General features: G+C 62.0%; 19 protein-coding genes. 6 read left to right on the forward strand and 13 right to left on the reverse strand.

Annotated elements, in window-relative coordinates; all coding sequences use genetic code 11:
* Window positions 1–288: 288 nt before the first annotated feature.
* Both BFF94_RS32420 and BFF94_RS32425 read right to left on the reverse strand, forming a co-directional pair.
* Window positions 289–621 carry a hypothetical protein gene (locus BFF94_RS32420; protein ID WP_158061971.1) on the reverse strand — a complete coding sequence of 111 codons (333 nt, stop codon included), beginning with the start codon at window positions 619–621 and terminating at the stop codon, window positions 289–291.
* A gap of 762 nt (window positions 622–1,383) precedes the next feature.
* Window positions 1,384–1,689, reverse strand: coding sequence for a hypothetical protein (locus BFF94_RS32425; RefSeq protein ID WP_128843606.1), 306 nt, complete (start codon window positions 1,687–1,689; stop codon window positions 1,384–1,386).
* Between the two features lie 200 nt (window positions 1,690–1,889).
* On the opposite strand from BFF94_RS32425, the gene BFF94_RS32430 reads away from it, so the two are divergent.
* Window positions 1,890–3,332, forward strand: a complete 1,443-nt coding sequence (locus BFF94_RS32430; protein ID WP_128843605.1) for a sensor histidine kinase — start codon at window positions 1,890–1,892, stop codon at window positions 3,330–3,332.
* Between the two features lie 13 nt (window positions 3,333–3,345).
* Here the strand turns inward: BFF94_RS32430 and BFF94_RS32435 are convergent, their stop codons facing one another.
* Entirely contained in the window at window positions 3,346–3,819 is a 474-nt protein-coding gene (locus tag BFF94_RS32435; protein WP_128843604.1) for an acyl-CoA thioesterase, read from the reverse strand.
* Between the two features lie 244 nt (window positions 3,820–4,063).
* Between BFF94_RS32435 and BFF94_RS32440 the strand changes: the two genes are divergently transcribed.
* A complete protein-coding gene (locus BFF94_RS32440; RefSeq protein ID WP_128843603.1) occupies window positions 4,064–5,002 on the forward strand; it encodes a response regulator in 939 nt (312 codons plus the stop codon).
* 297 nt (window positions 5,003–5,299) lie between these two features.
* Here the strand turns inward: BFF94_RS32440 and BFF94_RS38505 are convergent, their stop codons facing one another.
* The 10 genes from BFF94_RS38505 to BFF94_RS38365 form a co-directional block, all read right to left on the reverse strand.
* A complete protein-coding gene (locus BFF94_RS38505; RefSeq protein ID WP_128843602.1) occupies window positions 5,300–5,626 on the reverse strand; it encodes an integrase core domain-containing protein in 327 nt (108 codons plus the stop codon).
* A 459-nt stretch (window positions 5,627–6,085) separates the two neighbouring features.
* The gene (locus tag BFF94_RS32450; RefSeq protein ID WP_128843611.1) at window positions 6,086–8,239 is read right to left on the reverse strand and encodes an alpha-galactosidase; all 2,154 of its coding nucleotides are present in this window, start codon (window positions 8,237–8,239) and stop codon (window positions 6,086–6,088) included.
* A gap of 5 nt (window positions 8,240–8,244) precedes the next feature.
* Window positions 8,245–9,096 carry a carbohydrate ABC transporter permease gene (locus BFF94_RS32455; RefSeq protein WP_128843601.1) on the reverse strand — a complete coding sequence of 284 codons (852 nt, stop codon included), beginning with the start codon at window positions 9,094–9,096 and terminating at the stop codon, window positions 8,245–8,247.
* Window positions 9,097–10,020: a carbohydrate ABC transporter permease gene (locus BFF94_RS32460; RefSeq protein WP_162285546.1), complete on the reverse strand. Its 924-nt coding sequence runs from the start codon at window positions 10,018–10,020 to the stop codon at window positions 9,097–9,099. It lies immediately after the preceding gene.
* Window positions 10,021–10,078: 58 nt separating this feature from the next.
* Window positions 10,079–11,317, reverse strand: coding sequence for an ABC transporter substrate-binding protein (locus tag BFF94_RS32465; RefSeq protein WP_128843600.1), 1,239 nt, complete (start codon window positions 11,315–11,317; stop codon window positions 10,079–10,081).
* Window positions 11,318–11,385: 68 nt separating this feature from the next.
* Window positions 11,386–12,537 carry an ABC transporter ATP-binding protein gene (locus BFF94_RS32470; protein ID WP_128843599.1) on the reverse strand — a complete coding sequence of 384 codons (1,152 nt, stop codon included), beginning with the start codon at window positions 12,535–12,537 and terminating at the stop codon, window positions 11,386–11,388.
* Window positions 12,538–12,584: 47 nt separating this feature from the next.
* Window positions 12,585–14,525, reverse strand: coding sequence for a carbohydrate-binding protein (locus BFF94_RS38040; protein WP_372454362.1), 1,941 nt, complete (start codon window positions 14,523–14,525; stop codon window positions 12,585–12,587).
* A gap of 296 nt (window positions 14,526–14,821) precedes the next feature.
* Complete coding sequence (locus tag BFF94_RS32480) at window positions 14,822–15,979, reverse strand: LacI family DNA-binding transcriptional regulator (RefSeq protein WP_246637466.1); 1,158 nt, start codon at window positions 15,977–15,979, stop codon at window positions 14,822–14,824.
* Window positions 15,980–16,145: 166 nt separating this feature from the next.
* Window positions 16,146–18,017, reverse strand: coding sequence for a hypothetical protein (locus BFF94_RS32485; protein WP_128843597.1), 1,872 nt, complete (start codon window positions 18,015–18,017; stop codon window positions 16,146–16,148).
* A 581-nt stretch (window positions 18,018–18,598) separates the two neighbouring features.
* Entirely contained in the window at window positions 18,599–18,841 is a 243-nt protein-coding gene (locus BFF94_RS38365) for a transposase (RefSeq protein WP_308286068.1), read from the reverse strand.
* 661 nt (window positions 18,842–19,502) lie between these two features.
* Between BFF94_RS38365 and BFF94_RS32500 the strand changes: the two genes are divergently transcribed.
* The 4 genes from BFF94_RS32500 (at window position 19,503) to BFF94_RS32515 (ending at window position 23,923) form a co-directional block, all read left to right on the forward strand.
* A complete protein-coding gene (locus BFF94_RS32500; protein ID WP_128843594.1) occupies window positions 19,503–20,222 on the forward strand; it encodes a thioesterase II family protein in 720 nt (239 codons plus the stop codon).
* A gap of 157 nt (window positions 20,223–20,379) precedes the next feature.
* Window positions 20,380–21,330, forward strand: coding sequence for a UDP-glucuronic acid decarboxylase family protein (locus tag BFF94_RS32505; RefSeq protein ID WP_128843608.1), 951 nt, complete (start codon window positions 20,380–20,382; stop codon window positions 21,328–21,330).
* A gap of 206 nt (window positions 21,331–21,536) precedes the next feature.
* Window positions 21,537–22,847, forward strand: coding sequence for a diaminobutyrate--2-oxoglutarate transaminase family protein (locus BFF94_RS32510; protein ID WP_128843593.1), 1,311 nt, complete (start codon window positions 21,537–21,539; stop codon window positions 22,845–22,847).
* A gap of 77 nt (window positions 22,848–22,924) precedes the next feature.
* Complete coding sequence (locus BFF94_RS32515; protein WP_128843592.1) at window positions 22,925–23,923, forward strand: TauD/TfdA family dioxygenase; 999 nt, start codon at window positions 22,925–22,927, stop codon at window positions 23,921–23,923.
* Window positions 23,924–24,087 lie beyond the last annotated feature (164 nt).

The following is a 24,087-nucleotide window of genomic DNA, read 5'->3' on the forward strand; positions in this document are numbered from 1 at the left end:
CGACCAGCCGGCGAACCTGCCGTGTCGTCAACTCCAGCCGTTCGGCCGCACGCCATGGCTTGAGCTTGCCGTCGGCTACGTCCTGAATGACCTTGAACCGGTCCAGCTCCCGCATCGTCATCGTGATCCGCTCCGTTGCAGCCATCGCAGCCTCCGGCGCCGGACACCCGGCGGCCGGACAGCTTACGCGGCACGAAAGCGGACATTTCTATGTAGCCAAAAGCGGACATTTCTATCTAGCCACTACAAAATTTGACGGTGATAATCAGCATTATGTCAAATAATCCATTAGGCCGGTGTAGGTCCCAAGTTCAGATGTCGTGTTTCCGCTAAATAAAAATGTCGTGTTTTGGCTTGTAGGTTGATCGTCTGCACCCTGAGGGAGCGCCGACGATGAACGCGACTGGGACGATCACGATGACGATGCGTGCAGCGGCACGGCTGGGCATCAGTCGGCGGCAGATCGAGCGACTGCTCGCCCGGTATCGCGCCGTAGGTCCTGTCGAATGGCGCTACCGCCAGCAGCGGACTCAACATCGTCGGGAAGTCGTAGTTCCACTCCACCATGTTCAGACATGGCGTGTCGACCGGACCGATGTCTTGCAGATTGAACATGTACATGCGATGCGCCATCGAAGTTCCTTGTTATGAGTGACACGTTGGCAAATCAGCGTCCGGATGCTTATGTTATGTCTGCCGGTGTTACGTTTTCCGGCGTCGAATCGACAGAAATTCATGCGTCGCAGCCGGATCCCACGCAACGGAAACGGGCCATCGAGCGATGCAGCGGGCGCAATGGGTTTCACAGTGCGATCTTGCCTCGTGCAACCACGCCCGAAGCAACTGAACCTCTACCTTTCCGGGATCCCCTTGATTTCGATGCACTTCACGGAGGTAGCCTGATTAAGCGTGATAAGGGATTCCGATCCGCGCCTACAATAATATCCAGTGAAATCGAATACTCTCTGTCTGATTTTTATTCACGCCGCATTGGGTAACGCCAGCGCATCGTCGCATGGCCTAAACCCGTCGACTCCCAATGTTGCATCAACATCCAGCCGCTTCAGACCGGCGCCCTTACCTTGCTTGCAGTTAATGTCGGAAGTATGCCCTGCGGTCTTCGCACAATTAACATTGCCACGCCATATGCTTCGCCCCGGAGACCGCATTTTTCGGCGACTTTACGCCGGCGCCCTTCTTCTTCGGGGCGGCGGCCGACATCGTCGTTCCATGAAATCCGCTGCTCGCCCCCCATTCATCCGAGGGCGCTTTCGATCTGGTCATCCATGCAATTTTCGAGCGGCGCGAAATATTCGAGAAACCCCGTGTTAAAGCGTAGCATGCGGTGCTTGCCGCAAGCAGGCATCTGTTATCCGTCTGACGTCATTCTTTATGAAAGGGAACGCGGGCTCCCGGACAGGTGTATCGGGTCGGCCGATTATTCGAGATTTTGTACTCGATCGATGCGATTGCTTCGAGAATTCGCTTGCAAATCGATGACGATTCACCCGCCAGTCGGGCAGTTCCCCGGGGTAGACTGTTGTCCTGTTCGAGTTCCTGCTTCACACGATCGTCAGCAGCTTTAGTTGCGGCGCGGTACTTGACATTCGTCATTGCGATAGCTCGCGCGATCGCGATGACGAATGCAATCGCGGGGACATAGCTTGTAGCGGCCAAGTTGAAATCCATGGCCAACTCCTCATCATGATGGCATTCGACTATCCTGTTCGGGACCCGTCGCGCGCGTGATCGACAATTGTGATGCGGGGAGACCCCATGTACAAACCCGCCGCACCCGCTCGCCTACCGCTGCGTGCTGCTCTGGTGAATGGCACCGGCCAAGACAGTTCAGTGGTGCGCGACCAGTGAACATTGTGGATTCACGCATCATGTACTCGATCTTGCCCGCGTTTGTCTCTGCCTTGTTTCTCGGGTTTGGCCTCTACGTGCTGGCCACCAAGGGTCTCACGCGCGTATCCGTCCCGTTCGTCTTGATGTGCGCGACGACCTTCGTCTGGCAGGGAACGTGGGCCTTCCTGTTCCAGACGACCGAGGCGGACGTTGCCAACTTGTTAGTCAAGGCAGGCTATCTGTTCATCCTTTTTCTGCCGACGACCTTCTACCATTTCGTGACGGAGATCGTGTCGCGTCGGGACGAGCGGCCGATCATGTTCGCATCCTACGGACTCTGCGTCCTGCTGGCTGTGCTGCTGGTCACGAGCAATGTGGTCGTCGATGGATTCCGCCTGCATTTCTTTGGCCCGTATCCGAAGGCAGGCCCACTGCATCCGTTGCACGTCGCGCAGACGGTATTCCTGGTCGGCCGCAGCGGTTGGCTCCTGATCGACGCAAGACGACAGGAGCGAGCGCGAGACGTCCGGCAACTGCTCACCCAATGTCTCGTCAGCCTGGGCCTCTACTCGCTCGCGGCCACCGACTATGCGGTGAACTACGGAGTCGAGTTCTATCCCGTGGGGGTGCTGGTTATCGCGATCAGTCTCGGGATTCTCGCAACGTCGATCGTCCGCTATGGCCTGATGGGCCCCTATCTGCTGGCCGCGACGGTCGCGCATGAAGTGGCCACGCCGCTGGCGGCGATCGGCCTGCACGCGGACGAACTGCGGAGCGTCCTGCCGGTGCTGCTGCGCGGGTATCGGCTAGCGGTGGAGCACCGGTTGTGCGCCGACGGTTTGTATCCTGAACAGCTGGAGCGGCTGCCGACGCTCGCGTCGTCGATCCGGCGCCAGGTCGACACCACGAGTACTGTGGTCGAAATGTCCCTGGCGTCCTTTACGCTGGACCGACTCGATCGCCACGGCTTCGCGGCCTGTCCGATACGGGCCTGTGTCGACGCCGCGGTGGATCGCTTTCCCTTCCGTGTGGGTGAGCGAGACCGCGTATCGGTCAACTCGATCGATCCGGACCTTCAGTTCTCCGGATCCGACTCGCTCGTGATCTTCGTCATCTTCAATCTGCTGAAAAACGCCCTGTACGCGATCCACGCAAACGGCCGTGGGCAGATCGAGATCGAGGCCCGTCGCAGCAACGGTTACTGCATGGTGCGTTTCAGCGATACGGGCCCGGGCATCGCCCCCGATGTGCTCCCTCGAATCTTCGACGCCTTCTTCTCAACCAAATCGCACGGTCGCGGCGCCGGCATGGGCTTGAGCTTCTGTCGCCGCGTATGCGAGGCGCTCGGCGGCACCATCGCGTGTGAATCCGTCCCCGGCGTCCGGACCACGTTCACGATTCGGCTGCCGGAGCCCGGTTCGCCGGCGGACCGGGCATTGCGCGATCCGCCGGCGCCCACCCGACGCTATCGCATCGGGTAAGGCTGTCTCACATTCAGTTCGCGGCGGACGGCAGGATCAGTTCATACGCCTTGACCCGCTCGATGATGCCCGGCGGAAACCGGCGGATCCGCTTGTCGGAACCGGCAAACACGATCTGCTGATACCCCAGCGACACTTGTCGTCCGTCAACGTAGAAGCGAAACAGCAGATAGGCCGAACACTGCCGAACCTCGAACGTATTGAGATAGCAGTCGACCCGCTGGAACGGAAACGTCTCGTGGACGTATTCCTGATGCGCGCGCTTCGTCACGAACGACCCGCCGGCCGCCAGCAGGTTGTTGTGGATGCATTCGTGAAACCAGCGTTCACGGCACACGCCTTGCCATTCGAAATAGCGTGAGAAATAGGTGTTCATGAAGGCATTGGAATCCTTGAGGTAAATGTCGACCACGTGGTGGAAGGTTTTCTCGGACAGATGTGCCGTTTCGTTGGAAAGAACGTGAAGAATCGCGTCTCGCGTCAACATGGATAACTCCTTGTGTCGCTACTGGCGGTAGCGGCGCATTCCTTCAACGAGAAGGAATGGCCCGATTCTCCCCGTGCATTTCCGCTGAGCGGCGCGGTCGAAACGTGGCGAATGCGCGGATGAGGAGCAGTTGATGCGCGTCGCACTTTCGCCGGATAATTGGCGCGGTCGTGCAATGCGACCGTCGTTCGCGGTCATGCGTCTCCGGTACCGCACGTTCCTTTGCTGATTTATCGAGACTCGAATGCAATCCTTCGTTAGGCAGCCGGTGCTCTATCCCGTGTCCGTGGTGTTTGTCGACGACAATCCGGATTTCCTGCAGGCACTGCGGGGCATATTTCCGGACGAACACCTGAACCGCTTTTTTACGGAGCCGCGGGCGGCGCTCGACTTCGTATCGTCGCGTAACGCGGAGATGCCGCCGACCGCCGCGGACTATTTTGGTGCGGAGAAGACCGGCGGAAATGCGATCGGCCATGATGTGCTCACCGATCTCGCCCGATTTGAGGCAGTGGGCGCGGTAGTCGTCGACTATTCGATGCCGGAGGTCGACGGCATCCGGTTTCTCGCCTCCATCCGCAACGCGAACTGCATGAAAATCCTGCTCACCGGCGTCGCCGATGAGCGCGAGGCGGTGGACGCATTCAACGCGGGACTGATCGATTGCTATCTGAAGAAAACCGACGTCGAGATGGCCCGCAAGCTGGCAGCGGTGCTGGACAACGCGAAACGCAAGTTCTGCGCAGCCCGCGGGCACATCAGCCTGCATGAAGCGGGGGCGACCTACCGGGATCCGCGGATCGTCAAGCTGATCGATGAGGTGGCCGCGCGGGAAGGCATCGTCGAATACTACTGGCGCCCCAATCAGGACGCGGTGCTGATGTTTGACGCCGCCGGTGCGCCAAGTGTCTTTCTCGCCTGGAACGAGGAGGACTGGTCGTTCCACTGCGATATCGTGGCCGACGCGGGTGGACCGGCCGAATTGTGCCGCGGCATGGAAGCGCGCCGCATCATGCCGCTGTTCTGGCCAGCTCAGGGCTATCGACCGGGCCTCGCGGACATTCACTGCGCAACCCCGCTACCCGTTCCGGGATGGGGCGGCACGTTTTATAGCTGGACCCGTCTGGACGATGCGGCCACCGAGCGCGAGCTGCCCACGTTGGCAAAATGGCGTCACGCGTAAGAAATCATCCGCCCGTCCCTGGACGGAACGGGTAGGCGATGCGATGCTGTCGGCTGCTCGGCAGCAACTCGAATTGGAACAATCCCTGTCAATATTGACAGTTATCATCGGCACGGACTTTTGTTCCAATAGCACCCTATTCCGAGGGCCACCCACTATTCCAATCAGAGCAGGCAGTCGATCAGCGATCTGCGCCGCCTCCCGATATCGATCGATTCTCGATCTGATGTTGTCATCACGCTTCACGAAAGCTGCAGCGCGAAGCGATCCGCAAACTTCCGACTGGCGGATCTGACCTTACCCCCGCCGAGTACACCATTCGTAAGTTCGTGGCTCGTCGGTGTTCGGTTGATGCAGTTGCCGAAATGGGTCCGGCGCCAGTTGCCCCAAGGCACTCTGCGGACGCATCGAGTTGTAGTCCATGCGCGACGCTTCGATACGCCTGCGTGCATCGTCGAGACTGACGGACGCGTACTGGTTCAAACACGCTTCGCGCAGTCGGCCGTTGAAGCGCTCAATGTTCGCGTTTTCCACCGGCTCACCCGGCGAATAAACGTCAGCTTGACGCCATGCTTGTGCACCCAGGCGTCGAGTGCCTTGCTCACGAATTCCGGCCGTTATCAACCTGAATCAGGTCGAGACATCGTCGTTGCCTTGACTGCTCGAGCACACGCGCCACGCGTACACCCGTCAGCGAGAAGTCGACCGCGGTGTGTGGACACTCCCGGTTCCAAGTTTCGGTGATGGTCAACATCCGAGCGCGCCAGCCATTCGCAAGCGCATCCGCAACGAAGTCCATTGTCCACATTGGGCATCGGCATCACCACGCGCAGATGGCCAGGGCGCTTCTTTCGACACTTCAAGCGAATCGACAGGCCTTCTTCGCGGTATAGCCGTTCGGTCCGTTTGTGGTTCTGAACCAATCCTTCTCGGCGCAGCAGAACGTGCAGTGCAGCAAACTCGATCGATCCCGCTCGCGGGCGGCGATGCGAAGCATGGGTAGACGAGCCGCACGAGATCGCCCCCCCTGCTGACGAACCGTCACGAACAGGCGCTCGACGCACGGCTCGTCGAACCGACTGCTTACGCCGTGTTCCTCACCGGCTCCAGCGCGATCAGCGTGCACGATTCGGGCGGCAGCGGCGACAGCGGCACGCCGATGTCCAGCAACGTCGCCCCCGAAAACTCCGCGCCCTCGCCGGCCATCGCCTCAAACAGGTCGGTCTGATGCACGAAGTGCGGCGCGACGGGCACATGAAGGAAGCGGGCGCGATACACGACATCGCGCCGCAGTCCCTCGATGCGCAGCGGCAATGCATAGCGCGTTTTATCCTCGTGCAATCGATAGACCGCCAGCAGCGATGACATCCCGTCGTCGGCGACCGCCTGGGTCCACGACAGCGCACTTCCGGCATGCCCCTGCCGCAGGGTTCCGCCGTGCAGGACCGGCCGCCACGTCTTGTACAGCGCAATCCAGCGGCGGGTTTCGTCGAATTCCTCGGCGGAGAAGGTTCGCGGATCGATTTCGAGCCCGAGGTGACCGAAGATCGCGACGGCGGCCCTGAATGCCAGCGTATGCCGTCGCCCCGTCGTATGAGAGCATTCCGCGCCGATGTGCGCGCCCATCACCTCGGGCGGAAAGAAACGCAGGAAGCCGCGCTGGATGTCGATCCGGGTCAGCGCGTCGTTGCAATCGCTCGTCCAGATCCGCTGAACGTATTCCAGCACACCATAATCGGCACGCCCCCCACCGGATGCGCAGCTCTCGATCTCCACCGACGGAAACGAGCGACGCAGCCGGCCCAGCAATGCATAGAACGCACAGGTCTGGCGACGGTAGGCCGCGAGGCCGCGATGGCCCGCGGTCGCAAGATCGCGATTCATGTCCCACTTGACGTAGGAAATCGGATGCTCGCGCAACAAAGCACCGACCCGCTCGAAAAGATGCGCCTCCACATCGGGCTCCGAGAGATCGAGCACCAGCTGGTTGCGCCCCGTCACCAGCGGCCTGCCGTCGAGCCGGAGCACCCACTCGGGATGGGCGCGATACAGCTCGCTATCCGGATTGACCATCTCCGGCTCCATCCAGATCCCGAATTCCATACCGAGGCCGCGCACGCGCTCGACGAGCGGCGCAAGCCCGCTCGGATACTTGTCGGCATCGGGCCACCAGTCGCCCAGCCCCGCGCGATCGTTGTTGCGTCGATGAAACCAGCCGTCGTCGAGCACGAAGCGCTCGACTCCCAGACGCGCGGCGGCACCGGCCAGTTCCTCGAGATCCGCCGGGTCATGCTTGCAATACACGGCCTCCCAGGTATTGAGCATGACGGGACGCGGGCGCATGGGCTGCTGCGGCGAGTTCAGCATGTGCGCGCGAACGAAGCGATGAAACCCGGCACTCAGTCCGTTCAGGCCACACTCGCCATACGACAGGTATGCGCACGGCGTGCGATAGCGTTGCCCGGGACGCAGCACGACCTCGCCCGGGGCCAGCCACTCGCCCAACTGGAGTTGCCGACGACCGTCGGCCATGGGTTCGACGACGATCGAATGGTTTCCGCTCCATCCGAGATGCGCGCCATAAACATGGCCTTCATCGTCCCCGAGCGACGAACCGATCATCACGCCCGGAAACGAGTCGTGGGAAGTACGACCGCGCCGGTTGTCGCGGCGCCACGTCGCGACGCCCAGGCGCTCGCGTGTTTCCTGGAACTCCAGTGTCCAGCGCCCGGAGAAACCCAGTACCTGGTCTGCTTCGGGCGGCAACGGCACCGACGCTGCGGCAAGCCAGTCCACGCGAAACGGCGTTTCCCCGCGGTTCTCCACCTCGGCCCACATCGTCACGACGTCCGACGCCGGGTCGATCGCATAACCGAGCGTCACGCCCAACGCAGCTTGCTCGTCGCTCAGCTTCAGCACCATGCCGTGTTCGTTTCGGCGAACTTCGTCGAGACGGAATTGCTGCGCCCAGTCCGTGTCGCCGTCCGTCCCCGGGCGGGCTCCTGCCAGTGCTGGCTGGTGAAACCAGCCGAATCCGTGTGTCGGCAGAACCGTGAACGGCGGATCGCCGTCGAGCACCGTAGGCGGGTGCGGTCGCGCGCTCGCTGCGCGCCAGAAGCCGGCGCGTTCGTCGGGTTTCGCGCCGAAGTGACGCCATATCGGCGGCATGCCGGATGACTCCTCCAGTGCAATGCAGACGTTGGAGCCGTTCAGGCACACCAGTTTCGTATCGAACATAGGTCTTACCCTTTGGTGGCCCCCATCGTGAGGCCGGCAATGAAGTGCTTTTGCTTGAAGAAAAAGATCAGGACAGGCGGAAGGGCCGCGACGATCGACCCGGCCGCGACGAGATGCCATTGAGCGACCCAGATGCCGCTCAGCGTCTTCAGCCCTGCCGTGACCGGCATCGCGTGATCGCCCTGCACCAGCACCGTTGCCCAGAAGTAGTCGTTCCACACGAAGGTGAAGACCAGTACCGAGATCGCCGCCATTGCCGGCCGCACGAGCGGCAGCACGACCTTGTAGAAGACCTGGAACTCGGTCGCTCCGTCCATGCGGGCCGCTTCGATCAGCTCGCGCGGCAGCTCGATGATGAAATTGCGCATGAAGAACGTGCAGAAGCCGGTATTGAACGCGACATGGAACAGCACAAGGCCCGGCACGGAGTTGTAGAGCCCCAGTTGCAGGCTCATCAGGCGGACCGGGATCATCAGGATCTGGAACGGCACGAAGTTGCCGGCCAGGAACAGGAAAAAGACCGGCAGGTTCAGCCTGAACCGATAGACGCCGAGCGCGAAGCCGGCCATGCAGCTGAGGGCCACCGCGCCGATCACCGCGGGCAGCGTGATCAGGCAGGTGTTGACGAGATAGCGCGCCAGCGGCGTATCCGTGAACACGGCGCGATAGTTTTCCACGACGCGCCACTCGCTCGGCCACCCCCAGTAGTTGCCGGCGAAGATGTCGGCGGACCCGCGAATCGACGTCAGCGCGACGGCCAGAAGCGGCAGCAGCCAGACGACGAGCGCGACGGCAAGCACGGCGCGGTACAGCCATTGCGCGGAACGGCTGGCCTGTTCGATCGGTGTGGGAAACATTCAGGCGAGCTCCTTTTCCTGCGTGTAGACGCGAACGATGACGAAGCCGATGTAGACGAGCATCAGCAGAAACAGGATCGTCGCGATCGCCGAGCCGTAGCCGACGCGATAGCCGTAGTCGCCGAGCGCCTGTTCGTACATGTAATAGGCGAGCACCCTCGACGATCCGTACGGGCCGCCCTGGGTCATGATCGACACCATGTCGAAGCTGCGCAGCGCGCCGACGACCGTCACGACGATCGCGACGAAGGTCGCGGGCCGTAACTGGGGCAGAACGACGCGACGCAGCATCGACCAGCCGTGCGCGCCTTCGAGGCGGGCCGCCTCGATCAGGTCGGCCCGCACGTTCGACAGGCCCGTCAGATAGAGAATCATGCAGTACGAGATCTGCGGATAGAGCCCCGCGGCAACGATGCCGTACGTGACGTAGCGCTCGTCGGACAGCACGGCCACGGGCGGGATGCCGAACCAGTGGAGCACGTGGAACAGCATGCCGTTGGACGGATCGTAGAACCAGCCGAACACGAGTCCGATCACGGCCTGCGAGATCACGAACGGAAAGAAGAACATCGACTTGACGGCCCGCATCCCGAACACGTTCTGATTGAGGAACAGCGCGAAGAACAGGCCGGCAGGAACGGCCAGCAGAAAGCCGACCAGCCAGATGACGTTGTTCCTGAACGCCGTCCAGAAATCGGGATCCAGAAGGAGTTCGAAGTAGTTGCCCAGGCCGACGAAGCGGGGCGTGCTCAAGCCGTCCCACGCATAGAAGCCGAAGCCGATCGAGCGGACGATCGGAACGACGACGTAGACGGCGAACAACACGAGTGCGGGCGCGAGAAACAGCCAGGGCGCGATCGCGCGCTGGTGACGCTCCCAGAACGTGACGCGCGGGGCGCCGACGGATGTGGCAGTGGATTGCACGAAGCCTCCGGTGGCGGACGAACGCGGCACCGCATCCGTCCGGGGCACGATTCGATCGTTATTTGTAGACGCGCTGGCGAACCTGCTCCAGCCGGTCGAGCACTTCGCCGCGCGTGTCGGGTTTCAGCATGTATCGCTCGAATCCGTCCATCGCGGCCTGGGTCAGCTCGGGCGCGGCATCCCGGTCGAAGAACTGCGAAAGCCCCTGCGCCTTCGCGAGCAGCGCCGCGCCTGCCTTCAGATACGGATCGCCCGGCGGCGGCGCATCCTGGTTGACGGGGAGTTCCTCGGTGCGCTCGCCGAACCGGGCCTGCACGTCGGCGCGCGCCATGTAGGCGAGGAAGCGGCGCGCGTCGGCCTTGTTCCGCGCGTTGGCGGGGATGTGGATCGACTCGATCGGCGCCTCCTCCGCGCGGGGCACCGCGGGATCGATCGTCGGGAACGGCATGAAGCCCAGCTTGTCCGGGCCGAGGCCGGCCTGCTTCATCGGCGCCACCACGAAGTTGCCCATCAGGTACATCGCACCCTTTCCTTGCGCGAGCGACGCGGCCGCCTCCTGCCACGTGTACGACGCGTGATTGGCAAGGAAATAACCCGGCTTCGTCAATTGATCCCAGCGATCGAACACGGCCTTGACGCGCGGGTCCGTCATCGGCACCTTGCCGCTCGTCAGCGCCATGTGGAACGGAAAGCCGTTCACGCGCTGGTCGAGGTAATCGAACCACGCCAGATTCGTCCACGGTTCCTTCGTGCCGATGACGAACGGCGTGATGCCGTTCGCCTTGAGCTTCGCGCACGCGTCGAGCGATTCTTGCCACGTCTTCGGCGGCTCGATGCCGAACTTCGCGAAGATGTCCTTCCGGTAATAGATGCCCCACTGGTAATACGTGTACGGGATGCCCCACTTCTTTCCATCCAGCGTCATCGCCGCCGCCGCCGACTTGAGCTTGACGTCGAGATTCCCCTTCGCCCACAGATCGGATACGTCCTCGAAGAGCTTCGCGCGCACGAACGGCTCCATCTTGTGCCCCGGATACCAGTTCACGACATCGGGCGCGTCGGCGGTCAGAAAATTCCGGATCGCTGTCTTGTACGCATCGTGGTCGAAGCGGTTGACCTTGACCTCGACGTCGGGATTTTCCGCCTTGAAGCCGTCCACCGCGGCGTCGAACGCGGCCTTCACCGCGACATCGGACGTATCGGTGTTGATGACGAGGGTAGCGGCGCCGGCATTCAATGCGGCCGTGGTCGCCAATGTGCACAACACGGTCTTCAACACGTTCGTTCGCGTATTCATGGGGATCTCCTCCTTGTGGTTCGCGGCGGCGTCGCGCCGCTTGTATCGTTGCGTTGATTGCGTCCGGGTCACGCGTACGAGGCCAACAGCGGCGCTTCCTCGTCGATGCAGCGCCGCAGTGCCTGCCCGCTGCCGTCGAACGCATGCAGCTTGTCGGGCGGCATGAACAGTGAAAGACGGTGGCCCGCACCGACGTTCGTCGTGCCGGGCAGCCTGGCGATCCACTGCTGCCCCGCGTCGTCGCCGCGCAGGTAGACGTAGGTCGCTTCGCCGAGCCGCTCCTGCCAGGTCGCCTCGCGCACGAGATGCTGCCTCTCGCTGCCGAGCGCGAAATCCTCCGGGCGAATGCCGAGCGTGAGCGGTTCGCCCGGGCGCAATCGACGGGCATCGACGCAGGCCGACAGCATTTCGCCGCTCGCGATACGCACCCGCGCCTGCCGCTCCCCGGCGTCGACCAGCACCGCGTCGATGAAATTCATCTTCGGCGAACCGATGAACCCGGCAACGAAGCGATTGCGCGGATGGTGATAGAGCTCGAGCGGCGATCCGGCCTGCGCGAGACTGCCGTGCTGACCCGTCGCCTCGCCCGAATTGAGCAGCACGACACGGTCGGCGAGCGTCATCGCTTCCACCTGGTCGTGCGTCACGTAGATCGTCGATACGCGGCCGATCTCGCGGTGAATGCGCGCGATCTCGTGGCGCGTCTGCACGCGCAACGCTGCATCGAGATTGGACAGCGGTTCGTCGAACAGGAAGACGCCCGGTTCGCGCACGATCGCCCGTCCGATCGCGACACGCTGCCGCTGCCCACCCGACAGAGCCCGCGGCTTGCGATCGAGCAGGTGTTCGATCTGCAGCGCGCGCGCCGCACCGAGCACCTTGTCGCGAATCGTCGCCTTGTCGACGCGCGACAGCGTCAGTCCGAACGACAGGTTTTCATAGACGGTCATGTGAGGAAACAGTGCATAGCTCTGGAAGACCATCGACACGCCGCGCCGCGCGGGCGGCACCTCGTTGATCCGCCTGTTGCCGATGAAGATTTCCCCGTCCGTGATGTCCTCGAGCCCGGCGATCATGCGCAGCAACGTCGATTTCCCGCAGCCCGATGCACCCAGGAACACGCAGAACTCCCCTTCCGCGATGTCGAGATCGACATCCCGCACGATCGGCAGACCGCTGCCGTACGCCTTCGACACGCCTCTCAGTACTACGCTTGCCATGCCAGTCTCCACTTGAATGTCTTCTTGTTCAGGCGCACGCCGCGTGCCTATTTCGAAACCTGTACGACCGCGGTGCCTTGCGGGGCGACCGTCACGTCGACGTACGTGTAGGTCGCCCCGCCGCCGCCTTCAGGTTGTTCGGTGTTCGCCGCACGCGCCACGCCGTTGACCGTAACGGTTGGGTAGACGCCCGCGAATCGCGCATGCCATGCATAGGATGTTCCGCCAGCGGGGTTCTCGTTGGTGAGCATGCTGCGCGTGGCGCCGTCATGTCGCACGGCGACTTTCCCCGCGCCGATCGGAATGTGCGAGACCTGCAGCCACGCCATGCCGGTGGCCGGCAGTTGCGACAGGGTGGTCAGCTTGCCGGCGGCAGCGTCGGGCTCGACACCGAGCAGCCCGGCGATCGCCTGGCCGACGAGCGTGAACGACACCTCCGGATAGTCTCCGTTGACGAAGTTGTTGCCGTAACCGCCGTGGACGTCGTTGATGCGGTTGTACACGTATTGCATCCACGCCCACGCGGTGGTGCCGTCGTGAACCGCAAAGAATGCGTCCGGCAGATAGGTCGCGGCTTCGAGGTTGGCGGGTGCCTGGCCGAGCGCGGTGGTGTTGAGCCATCCCATGTACCGGTCGCGGCGCGCGCCCGGGTTCATGATCCCTTTCATCGGCGGGAACCAGCTCATCTCGCCGCCCCAGGCGATCGACTTGACTGCCGACGGATCGTAGGAGCGCACCACGTCGGTCGAATCGGTGGACGAATACACGCTCCATGGCGCGTTGTAATAGGTCTTCAGATCGCCGGCCCGGGTCGCATAAGTGGTCGCCGTCGTCGTATCGCCGGCCGCCGTCGCGAGCTGCTGCATCGCGACGTACGCGCGGTACTGGCTGGACAGCGCGTCGGCCGCCTCGACCGGATTGCCCGGCGCGCCTTCGTTGTAACTCGCCACGCCAGCCCAGATGTCGGCGCCGCTTTCCTGCGCGACCTTGACCTGCCGGCCATTGGCCGTGCCGTCGACGAGCGGTCCGTAGTGCGCGTCGACGAACGTACTCGCGGTGTTCCTGACGAATGCGTAGAACGGCCCGCCCGATGCCGCGTAATCGGCGTCGCCGGTCCAGCGGTAGCCGTCCCCGATGCGCTGCGCAAGCTCGAACGGTGCGGGGAGCTCCCGCACGAACGACGTATCGCTCGAATAGTCGGTGAGTCCGATGGACCCGTCGAAGTTCAGCGCCCAGACAGGGTAGCCGCCGCGCGCCGCGTTCGCCGTGGCGGCGAACGCGGCCAGCATCGCCTTGTTCTGCACATCCATCCCCAGCATGTGCGCGCCGACGAACTGATGCGCGAAATCGCGTGAGTAGTAATAGGAGCGGAACGGATAGCCGGCCCAGTAGGAGGGCGCATAGGTGGCGACGCCCTGCCCGCTCCGGTGCGATTCGTCCATGTTGGTCACGCCGGTCGTGCAGGCCATGCGCGTCCACGAATTCGCCTTGACCTTTGCCCAGTCAAACAGCGCGACGACGGTCGGGTTGTCCGACGAGAGTTGCGGATCGTTGGCTGCGGAGGGGGCGACCTCGATATCGTCGATATTGATCCACGCGCGCCCGCTCGACGACGTGAATGCGATCGTCACGGCCTGATTCGCGGCAACGGCAACATGCGCAATGGTGTACTTGATGTAGTTCGAATTCGCGATCGTCGACGGCAGCGTGACAGTTTGAGCGGTCTGGCCGGCCACCTGGACGGAGAAGGTGCCGCCCGCGCCGCTGGCGGACGTGGCGATCCAGGCCGAGACATCGAAGTTGCCCGCGACAGGAGCCGTCACGGTCTGGGACACGGAGTAGCCGTCGCCACCGTTCAGAAATGCCGCTCGACCGCCGCCATGCGGATTGTTCGACGCACATCCGGCACCGGACGTGACCGTCCACGACGTCGGGCAGGCATAGCCCGTCGCCCCCGCTGATTCGAAACCCGGATCGCCGAACTGCAGGCTCTGGAAGTTGGCCGGGCATGCGGCGTGCGCCAACCCGGCGCCATGAAGAATGGCTGCGCCGAGTATCGCCGCGTGAAATTTACGCTGGGGGAGCGCACCTTTTCGATTCTCTCGTCTCATGATTTTTCTGACCCGGTTTTATATTCGCATTCCTTACTGATTTGCAAAATTCTCCGAACGCTTGCCGTTTCGAGCTTCCTTTTCCGGTGATTTTTTTCGTCGTGCCCGGCGATCGCTTGCCGGGCACATCGGCGACGTAGTAGTGCGGTTTCTGTCGCGCGGCGTACGTGCTGCTACGTCTTCCGGTTCGCGCCGCAGGATTGCCGGACGATCAGTGGCGCGATATCGCGGGTATACAGCCCGTCCGGTGAATCTCCCGAGATGATCCCGACCAGTGTGGCCGCCGCGTCGCGCCCCTCCTGGAACGGCTCGGTGCGAACTGTCGTCAGCGGGGGCGTCGAGAATGCTGCCAGCGGAATGTCGTCGTAGCCGACGATCGCGATGTCCTCCGGAATGCGCAGCCCGGCTTCGCGAATCGCTGCCATTGCGCCGAATGCGATCGTGTCGTTTCCGGCGAACAGGGCTGTCATGCGCGGCGAACCGGCGAGCATGGCGCGCATCGCGTCATAGCCGCTCTGCGAACTGTAGTCGGCAAAGGCGATCCATTCGGGACGCACGTCCACGTGATGCATCGCCATCGCCTGCCGGAAACCGTCCAGACGATCGCGGACGACCTGATAGTCCTCCGACGCAAAACCGACATGCGCGATCCGCTCGTGACCGAGCCCCAGCAGGTGCTCCGTTGCCTGCCGGGCGGCTGCGCGGTTGTCGACGCCGATTGCACACACGGTACGCTGCTCGGCCAGGTTCGAACCGAAGACGACGAGCGGAAACCCTTTCTCGGCCAGCACATGCAGGTGCCCTTCGTCAAGCCGTCGCGGATTCAGGACGGCCAGGCCGTCGATGCGCCCGCTGTCCACGAGATCGAGGAAGGCGCCGGGGCGGTCGGTCTCCTGCACGGGTTCGAGCATGACCTTGTAGCCGTGCGCATGGCACGCGACACTGAGGCCGGCGAGAAAGCGCGGGAGATAGGCGTCGACATCGACATGCACGTGATCGCCATGCGGCATCAGAAGCGCGATCGTTTTCGTGGAGCCACTGGCCAGCGATCGGGCCATCGCATTCGGCACATAGCCGAGTTGCCTCGCAGCCGTCATCACGCGCTCGCGCGTTTCCTCGCTGATCCCCATGCCTGTTACGCCATTCAGCACGAACGACACCGTCGTGCGGGACACGCCAGCAAGCTCGGCGACCTGGGTACTGGTTACGCGACTCACGACGCCATACTCCTGATTCGATTTAGCTACAGGTTGGAAGGCTGGCGAAGGCAATCCCCGCCCCGGATCTATCGTCGACCCGAATATACCCGAGGCTGCCGGCGCAATCGTCACATCTCGCCTGACAACCATCTAACGCGGTTTAGTATAGGGGCGGCAGGCAACAGGTCAAGGAAACGAAATTGAGTGAATACCCTTAGCCCGGCGCATGGCTGCCGCGCCGGTCAGCCGGCGCGGCGTGCGCATGCGCCATGCATCCGCACGCTCTCCGGATCGCCGCTCAGGAGGACAGCGTTACCGCAATTTTGGTCACGCTCCAGTTCGGATCGCCGGTGCTCATCCAGATCCCCGAGCCATCGCTGCCTCCGCAGGTCGGCACCCCGTTCGAATCGGATGTCAGCGCGTAGTATCCCGTCGATTGCGTGCCGTTGGCCCAGGTCTGCACGACCTTGCATTGCGTATTGCTGCCCTTCGACGGAAACTTCACGATCCAGTGGAACCCGCTTACCGGCTGGGCGGCGGGATCGGAATCGTAGATGAAATCCGTCTCGATCGTGCCGTTCGCGGTCATCGTCTGCGCAATGCCCGCCTTGACCGTAATCGTGTTGCCGCCGTCATGGAAGTAAAGCGGGATGTTGTTGACGGCGAAGTTGTTGCCGGCCTGGAACGACGACGGAAGTCGCGCGAGCGTGACGAGCTTCTTGTTGGGCGCATCGAATTCGAGACCCAGCACCTTCGTGATCACGTCGGAAATCATTGCGAACGCAACTTCCGGATAGCCCGTGACGCCCTGGCCGGATTCCCACGACGCCAGCCGCGTCAGCCATTTCCACGCCGTATCCGGCCGGTTCGCGTTGTAGAACGCCGTCGGAAGATAGGTATGCGACTCGATGCCCGGATACGCGAGGCCGTGCGCCTGATAGAGCGCTTCCGACTGCGTATCGACGTAGTTCGCCTGGTTCGCCAGTTTCCCCGGATCGGTAATCGCGCCCTTGTAAAGCGGGAAGAGATTGGGCTCCTGCGCGTAGTAATCGTAGTACTGCAGGCTCTGGTAATTCGACGCGTTGTACGTCGTGCTCGTCGTGCCGACGAGCCCCACCGAGAAATGCTGTACGGCCGGCAGATACCAGTCGCCATTGAAATTTGTCGACAGCGTGCCGAACCGGGCCGTCATGTTGGTCGCATCGCCTTGCGCGAGCAGCGACGGATAGGCCGAGACCTCGCGGTAATAGGCAATCTCGCTTGCCGCCATATCGCCGCCCAGCAGGATGACGAGATTGCTCGGCAGGTTGTTGCCGCGGTCATACACGAACTCGTTGTAGGTCGCTGCCTCGCCGTTCGTCTGGGCCCGCGCCATCCGGAAACCCTCGGCATTGACGTAGCTGTTGTTGCTGACCTTGGTAAAACCGTTGTTGAGGTTGTTCGTATAGTTCGTGAAATCCGCACCCAGGTAGCGGCTGTCCGCGGTCAACCGGTACATCCTCGCGATGTTCTCGCCGATCTCGAACGGCGCCGGCGACTCGTCATTCTGCTCATAGACCGTTCCGTTTGCACCGATTGCCCAGTAAGGCGCCAGTGCACCACCGTTGTCGTGCATGAGCTTCACGAAGTGATCGGCCATCTGGTAGTTCTGTTCGTAGAAGCCGAGGTAGTACGCGCCGGTCGCTTGATGGACATAGTCTCGCGAGTAGTACGCGCAGCGATTCTGCAGGCCCGCGAGATAACCCGGCTGCAGATCCTGGGCCGACGACGGGCAACGCGCGTCGCTCGATGCGCTCGGCCATCCGAGGCCCGCCGGCTGTGGCGTGCTGAAGAAGGTCCAGTTGTCGGCAACGAAGTTCAGCTTGCGGGCTTCGACGACAGCCTGGTTGAATGCCGTGGCCAGTGCCGCAGCGGAATTCGCGGAATCGGAACTGCTGGCATGCGCGGTCAGTTCGCCATTGTCGATCGCAACCGCGGCATTCAGCGCCGTGACGGAGCGAGCAACCGGATTGCCCGATTGCCCGTCGCATCCAAACAGGAACACGCTCGCGGCAACGGCTGCAAGCACGCGCAGCCGATGGGGCGCGGTTCCACCGCCGGTTTCCGAACCGCTTGCAATGCGTTTGAGATTCATGCGCGCAACAGTGCGCCCCGTTGAACGGACGTCCATCGTGAGTCTCCTTGCGTAATTGACAAGCGCAATCCGGCGCTCCCGGTACGGCTCACCTTCTCTTCCGCTCATCCGCGGACAATGATTTGCAGTTCGAAACAAGTGACGGCGGGAGCCGTTGCCGGAAACGACACGCTCGCCCTGTCAATGCAAGCCGACGCAATGCCGGCCGAAATCCGATGTGGCTTACTAACGCGCGTTAGCTGCGAGGCAAAATAAAAGCTCCAGCCACAATATGCACGTTCATGCTCGATGAAAAGCAACGGCGCAGAATGTTTTCAACCTGGAGCTTCAGCAACTAATGCGTGTTAGTTTAGAACCTTGCATCATCAAGTCAAGATCGACCGGCCTAGGGGTTTCCCTAGATCCTGTTGCGAACCTATATGAATGAAGTCGATGATTTTGGGCAGCATTAGACAGGCGAAGGCGAGGAAATGGAATCCGGCCAGCGCGTGAGGCAAGCGTCCATAGTCGCGCGCGAGGTGTCGAAAGCGCACGGCCCATGCGAAGCTGCGCTGGACCACCCAGCGTCTAGACAGCAACACGAAATCGCGTTTGGCCTCGGTGTGCTTGACCACCTCCTACTCAATGCCGTGGCTCTGTGCTGCCTGACGAGCTGCTTCGCCGGTATAGCCCTGATCCACGTACGCAAGCGCCACGCTCCGGCCGGCCATTTCCCGTACCGCATGGGCCAATTGCTCGGCCCGTGCGCGATCCTGCTCATTGACCGGTGTCGCATGCAGTGCCAGCAGCTGACCCAAAGTATCGATCGCGAGACGATCACGCTGTTCGTCACGATTAGTGAGACGACCGGGCCGATGCACTGGAGAGCGAATCCGCCGGGCTCCTGAACCCAACCACCGTCTTTAATCGATCTGGCGCAACGTCGGCAAACCGCAAAGCCATCAGAAAAACCTGACCGTCGGTCTGCAAGAACTGGAGAACCAGACGCGAGCGCCCTGCTCGTTCAAGCGCCGACCTTCGACACCGCGTAACAGTCAAAACGAGGAAAGAAACGCAACAAAACCAACCTTAAACCCGGACATTTTCAAATAGCCGGCAGATGAACATCTGAATCCAGATATGCCATCAGGGGATGGATTCGACATCTACGACCACGCGCGTCCCCTTTTCCTACGACATACATCCACGCGGCCTCATGTTTAACTCATGCCAAACCGGATCGGGCGTATTCCGAATCCGAGCGGCGCGCGCCTTGAATTTTCATGAAGCAAATCAATGCGTCCATGACTTCCGGTGTGCTTGACGCACTGCCTTTGTACAGCAATGAAGAACCGGCTATCGGAGTGTGAACCGACGCGCGCTTGGCTGTCGCGCCCGTTTCTCTCCACGTGAAGATTGCCGATGCATCGCCATGGCAACAATGACTGGAACTTTGATGGTGAAAAACGCCGAACACGTGAATTTCCGCAGCGCGATCTCCTGTGCGCCAGTAGCACGTGAGCCGCTCGCGCACCCGCTCGCATGCGTCTGATCTGTTTTCCCTATGCGGGCGGCTCGGCCGCCGTTTATCGTGCGCTGCAAGCCTTGTTGCCCGGCATCGAAGTGCATCGTCATGAACTTGCAGGCCGAGGCAGCCGCCTGTCCGAGCCTGCCGTACGAGACATGTCGACGCTGATCGACGTGTTGCTGGGCGACTTGGGCAACTGCTTCGATCGTCCCTTTGCGCTGCTCGGACACAGCATGGGCGCGGCTATTGCCGTCGAACTGGCGCTGCGGCTTCCCGCCCACGCGCAACCGAACCTGCGGCATCTGTTCCTGAGCGGGCGCGCCGCACCGGGCAAGGAGCGAACTGTTCGACGCATGCAGGCGCTGGACGACCTCGCCTTCATCGATGCTCTGCACGAGATGGGCGGCACACCGAAGCCGGTGCTGGACAACAGCGAACTGATGGCGCTGCTGATGCCGGCGCTGCGTGCGGATTTCACGCTGATCGAAAACTACCGGCCCGTGCCAGGGCGCAGGCTAGCGGTGGACATCACCGCGTTCGCGGGCCGGGCGGATGAACAGGTCCCCGTTGATGCCGTTGCAGGCTGGGGCGCCGAGACGACCGGGCACTTCGATTTTCACGTCATCGAAGGCGATCATTTCTTTATGAGAAGCGAAATGCGGGCGATGGCCGGCATCATCGCGGCGCGCCTGCGGCGTGAGGAACACGTTGCGTCGAGCGCACTGCAAGCATGACGGGCCGATCCTCGCGATCGGCGTGCCGGCCGCTGCCGTGATCGTCGAATGAAGAGGCTCGCGCGCCTTATCGGCTTCCATGCCGGAGCCGCGGGCCGGTCAAACATGCCTGGAGGCCGCGCGTCGCTTCCTTGCGCGCGATACTTGGAGTGCAATTGTGCAACGTAATCGAAAGCGAATCCTCGTAACAGGTGGCGCGGGTTTCCTCGGTTCGCATCTTTGCGAGCGTCTGGTCGAACTCGGTCACGACGTATTGTGCGTCGACAACTATTTCACCGGCACGAAGCAGAACGTGGCTGCGCTGCTCGGCAACCCGAGCTTCGAGGCGCTGCGCCACGACGTGACCTTTCCGTTGTACGTGGAGGTGGACGAGATTTACAACCTCGCCTGTCCGGCCTCGCCGATCCACTATCAATTCGATCCCGTGCAGACCACCAAGACCAGTGTGATGGGCGCGATCAACATGCTGGGGCTCGCCAAGCGCACGCATGCACGCGTTCTGCAAACCTCGACCAGCGAAGTGTACGGCGACCCCGATGTGCATCCGCAACCGGAGAGTTACCGGGGCAACGTCAACCCGCTCGGGCCGCGCGCCTGCTACGACGAAGGAAAACGTTGCGCGGAGACCCTGTTCTTCGACTATCACCGCCAGCAAAACGTACGAATCAAGGTGGTACGCATCTTCAACACGTACGGGCCGCGCATGCATCCCAATGACGGCCGCGTGGTTTCCAACTTCATCGTGCAGGCGCTGCGCGGCGACGACATCACGCTGTATGGCGACGGCAGCCAGACCCGAGCGTTCTGCTATGTCGACGATCTGGTCGACGGTTTGATCCGGATGATGGCCACGCCCGCGGACCTCACCGGCCCGATCAATCTCGGCAATCCGCACGAGATCGCGGTCAGCGAACTTGCGCAGATCATTTTGCGCTTGACCGGCTCGAAGTCGCGGCTCGTATTCCGTCCGCTGCCGAAGGATGATCCGACACAACGTTGCCCCGACATCAGCCTCGCACGCGCCCACCTCGACTGGGAGCCGACGGTCGGGCTCGAAGTGGGGCTCAGGCGGACCATCGACTATTTCCGCTCGACCCTGCCGGCTTGACGCCACGTCCAAAAGCCACGCTTCGATGATCGGGAGGCGATGGCATGACGGAGTGACGTTGCATGGCCTGTGTCCCATTTTTACGTGACAGACGTGATAGGGAGACCATGCTCCAATCTGGCCGTACCGTTACGCCATTGGCCAGGATGAAGCGATTCTCGTGCGCCAGTGTTCATCAATCCGCCTAGCAAGCCGGATCTCCGAGCATGGAAGAACTTGAGTATCTTAAGCATGTCGAATCGAAGGCGCGAACCTACGCGACATCTTTCCCACGGCTGTTTACCCATGCCAAAGGCATACGCGTACGCGACTCCGAGGGACAGGAATACATCGACTGTCTGTCCAATGCAGGTACGCTCGCGCTCGGACATAATCACCCGGAAGTCAATGAAGCCGTCATGCGGTTTCTGTCGTCCGATCAAATGCAACAGGCACTCGACCTGGCGACGCCGGCAAAGCACGCGTTCGTCGAGCAGCTTTTCTCGCTCTTGCCCAAGAAGATCGCCGAATCCGGCAAGATCCAGTTTTGCAGTCCCAGCGGGTCGGATGGCGTCGAAGCGGCTGTCAAGCTGACCAAGCACTATACGGGCCGCTCGACGATCATGGCGTTCCACGGCGCCTACCACGGCATGACGGCCGGCGCACTCGCCGCGTCGGGAAATCTCACGCCCAAATCGGCCGGCGGCAATGGACGCGATGTTCATTTCCTGCCTTATCCCTATGTTTTTCGCTGCCCGTTCGGCACCGACGGCTCGGCGACCGATCAACTCAGCATCAACTATATTCGGACCGTCCTGTCCGATCCCGAAAGCGGGATAACAAAACCGGCGGCGATCATTGTCGAAATCGTGCAAGGCGAAGGTGGCTGCATCCCTGCTTCCGACGCGTGGTTGATCGAGTTGCGCAACCTGACGCTGCGGCATGAAATCCCGTTAATCGTCGATGAAGTGCAGACCGGGCTCGGTCGAACCGGCGCCCTGTTCGCCATCGAACATTCCGGCATCCGGCCGGACGTACTGGTGTTGTCGAAGGCATTCGGCGGCGGCTATCCGTTATCGGTGGTGGTCTATGACGAGCGTCTGGACACCTGGCCGCCAGGCGCGCACGCCGGCACCTTTCGAGGCAACCAGATTGCGATGGTGGCCGGCTTGTCGACCATGCGCATCGTCGAACGAGAGGATCTGTCGGCGCACGCGGACAGAGTCGGCAAGCTACTGGTTGCCGGCCTCGAACGGTTGGCCGAACGCTTCCCCTGCCTGGGCCAGATACGCGGCCGCGGCCTGATGATCGGCGCTGAAGTCGTCGTACCCGGCACCAATGGCCACACCGGCCCGACCGATGCAAAACTGGCAAAAGCCATCAAGCTGAACTGCCTGCGAAACGGACTCATTATCGAAACCGGCGGCCGCAACGGCGCGGTACTCAGGTTCCTGCCGCCGCTGATCGTTTCGGAAGCGGATATCTACGAGATTCTCAATCGCTTCGAGCATGCCGTGGAAGCGGCCTGTCGCGCCTAGCCGCACCGCGGCGCGACCACGCAGACCGACCGGTTCGGGTTTCGCCGTGATCCACGTTCAGAAAAGGACTATCGACGATGCTGGGCATGACGGAACGCAAGCTGCTTGCCGAGGGGAGCTCTCCGTGGCTGCTGGAGCCTGCGTCGAACGGGCACGCGAACAGGCACGATATCGTGCTGGCGGTGAACGACAACCGGGTGGAACTCGAATCCCGACTTCTGGAACACGGTGCGCTCCTGTTTCGCGGCTTCGACGTTTCATCCGTGGGCGGCTTCGAAGCGTTTGCCAACGCGATTTCGGCCCGTAAGTCCGACTACGTCTATCGTTCCACGCCGCGCACCTCGATCGGCAATGGCATATTCACCGCAACCGAGTATCCGCCGAGCGAGACAATCGCCCTTCATTGCGAAAACGCGTATCAACGAAGCTGGCCGCTGAGCGTTGCATTCTGTTGCCTGACTCCGGCCACGACCGGCGGCGAAACGCCGATTGCCGACATGCGGGAGGTGAGCCGCAGGATCGGACCGCGCATCCTGGAGAACTTCGAGGCGAAACGAGTCCGCTATGTCAGGCACTACCGGCGGCACGTCGACATTCCGTGGGAAACCGTCTTTCAGACCTGCGACCGCAGCCAGGTTGCGGCCTTCTGCGCGGACAACGGCATCGAGCTCGAATGGCTCGACGACGACACGTTACGCACCGAACAGGTCAACCAGGGCGTGGCTTACCATCCGGTCACCCGCGACAGGGTCTTCTTCAATCAGGCACATCTATTCCATATCTCGAACCTGGAAGCATCGCTCGCCAGTTCGATCGTCAGCCTGTTCGGCCATGACCGAGTTCCGCGCAATGCTTGCTATGGCGACGGGAGTCCATTCGATCTCGCCGACATCGAGCAGATCCGCAACGCGTTCCGCGAATGCGCCATCACGTTTCCATGGCAACGAGGCGACGTCCTGCTTGTCGACAACATGCGCTTCGCGCATGGCCGCAACCCGTTCGAAGGCGAGCGCAAGGTCGTCGTGTCACTGCTGGACCCGTACTCCCCCGACATCGAAGGAATGGCCGATCGTTAGCAAGAGCGCGCGCGCCAATGAATAAAAAGCCCGATTGATCACGAGCGCGAAACGCCGTGTCCATGGATTACGGGGCAGACGTCGGGTTAGAGCGGTGCTCTAATTTCATACCATCCAATTCAAGAAGCAAGCTTGGCGGGATCGCCGCAACTGGTCCTGAGGAA

The sequence above is a fragment of the Burkholderia catarinensis genome, assembly GCF_001883705.2.
In the GTDB taxonomy this organism is placed as follows: domain Bacteria; phylum Pseudomonadota; class Gammaproteobacteria; order Burkholderiales; family Burkholderiaceae; genus Burkholderia; species Burkholderia catarinensis.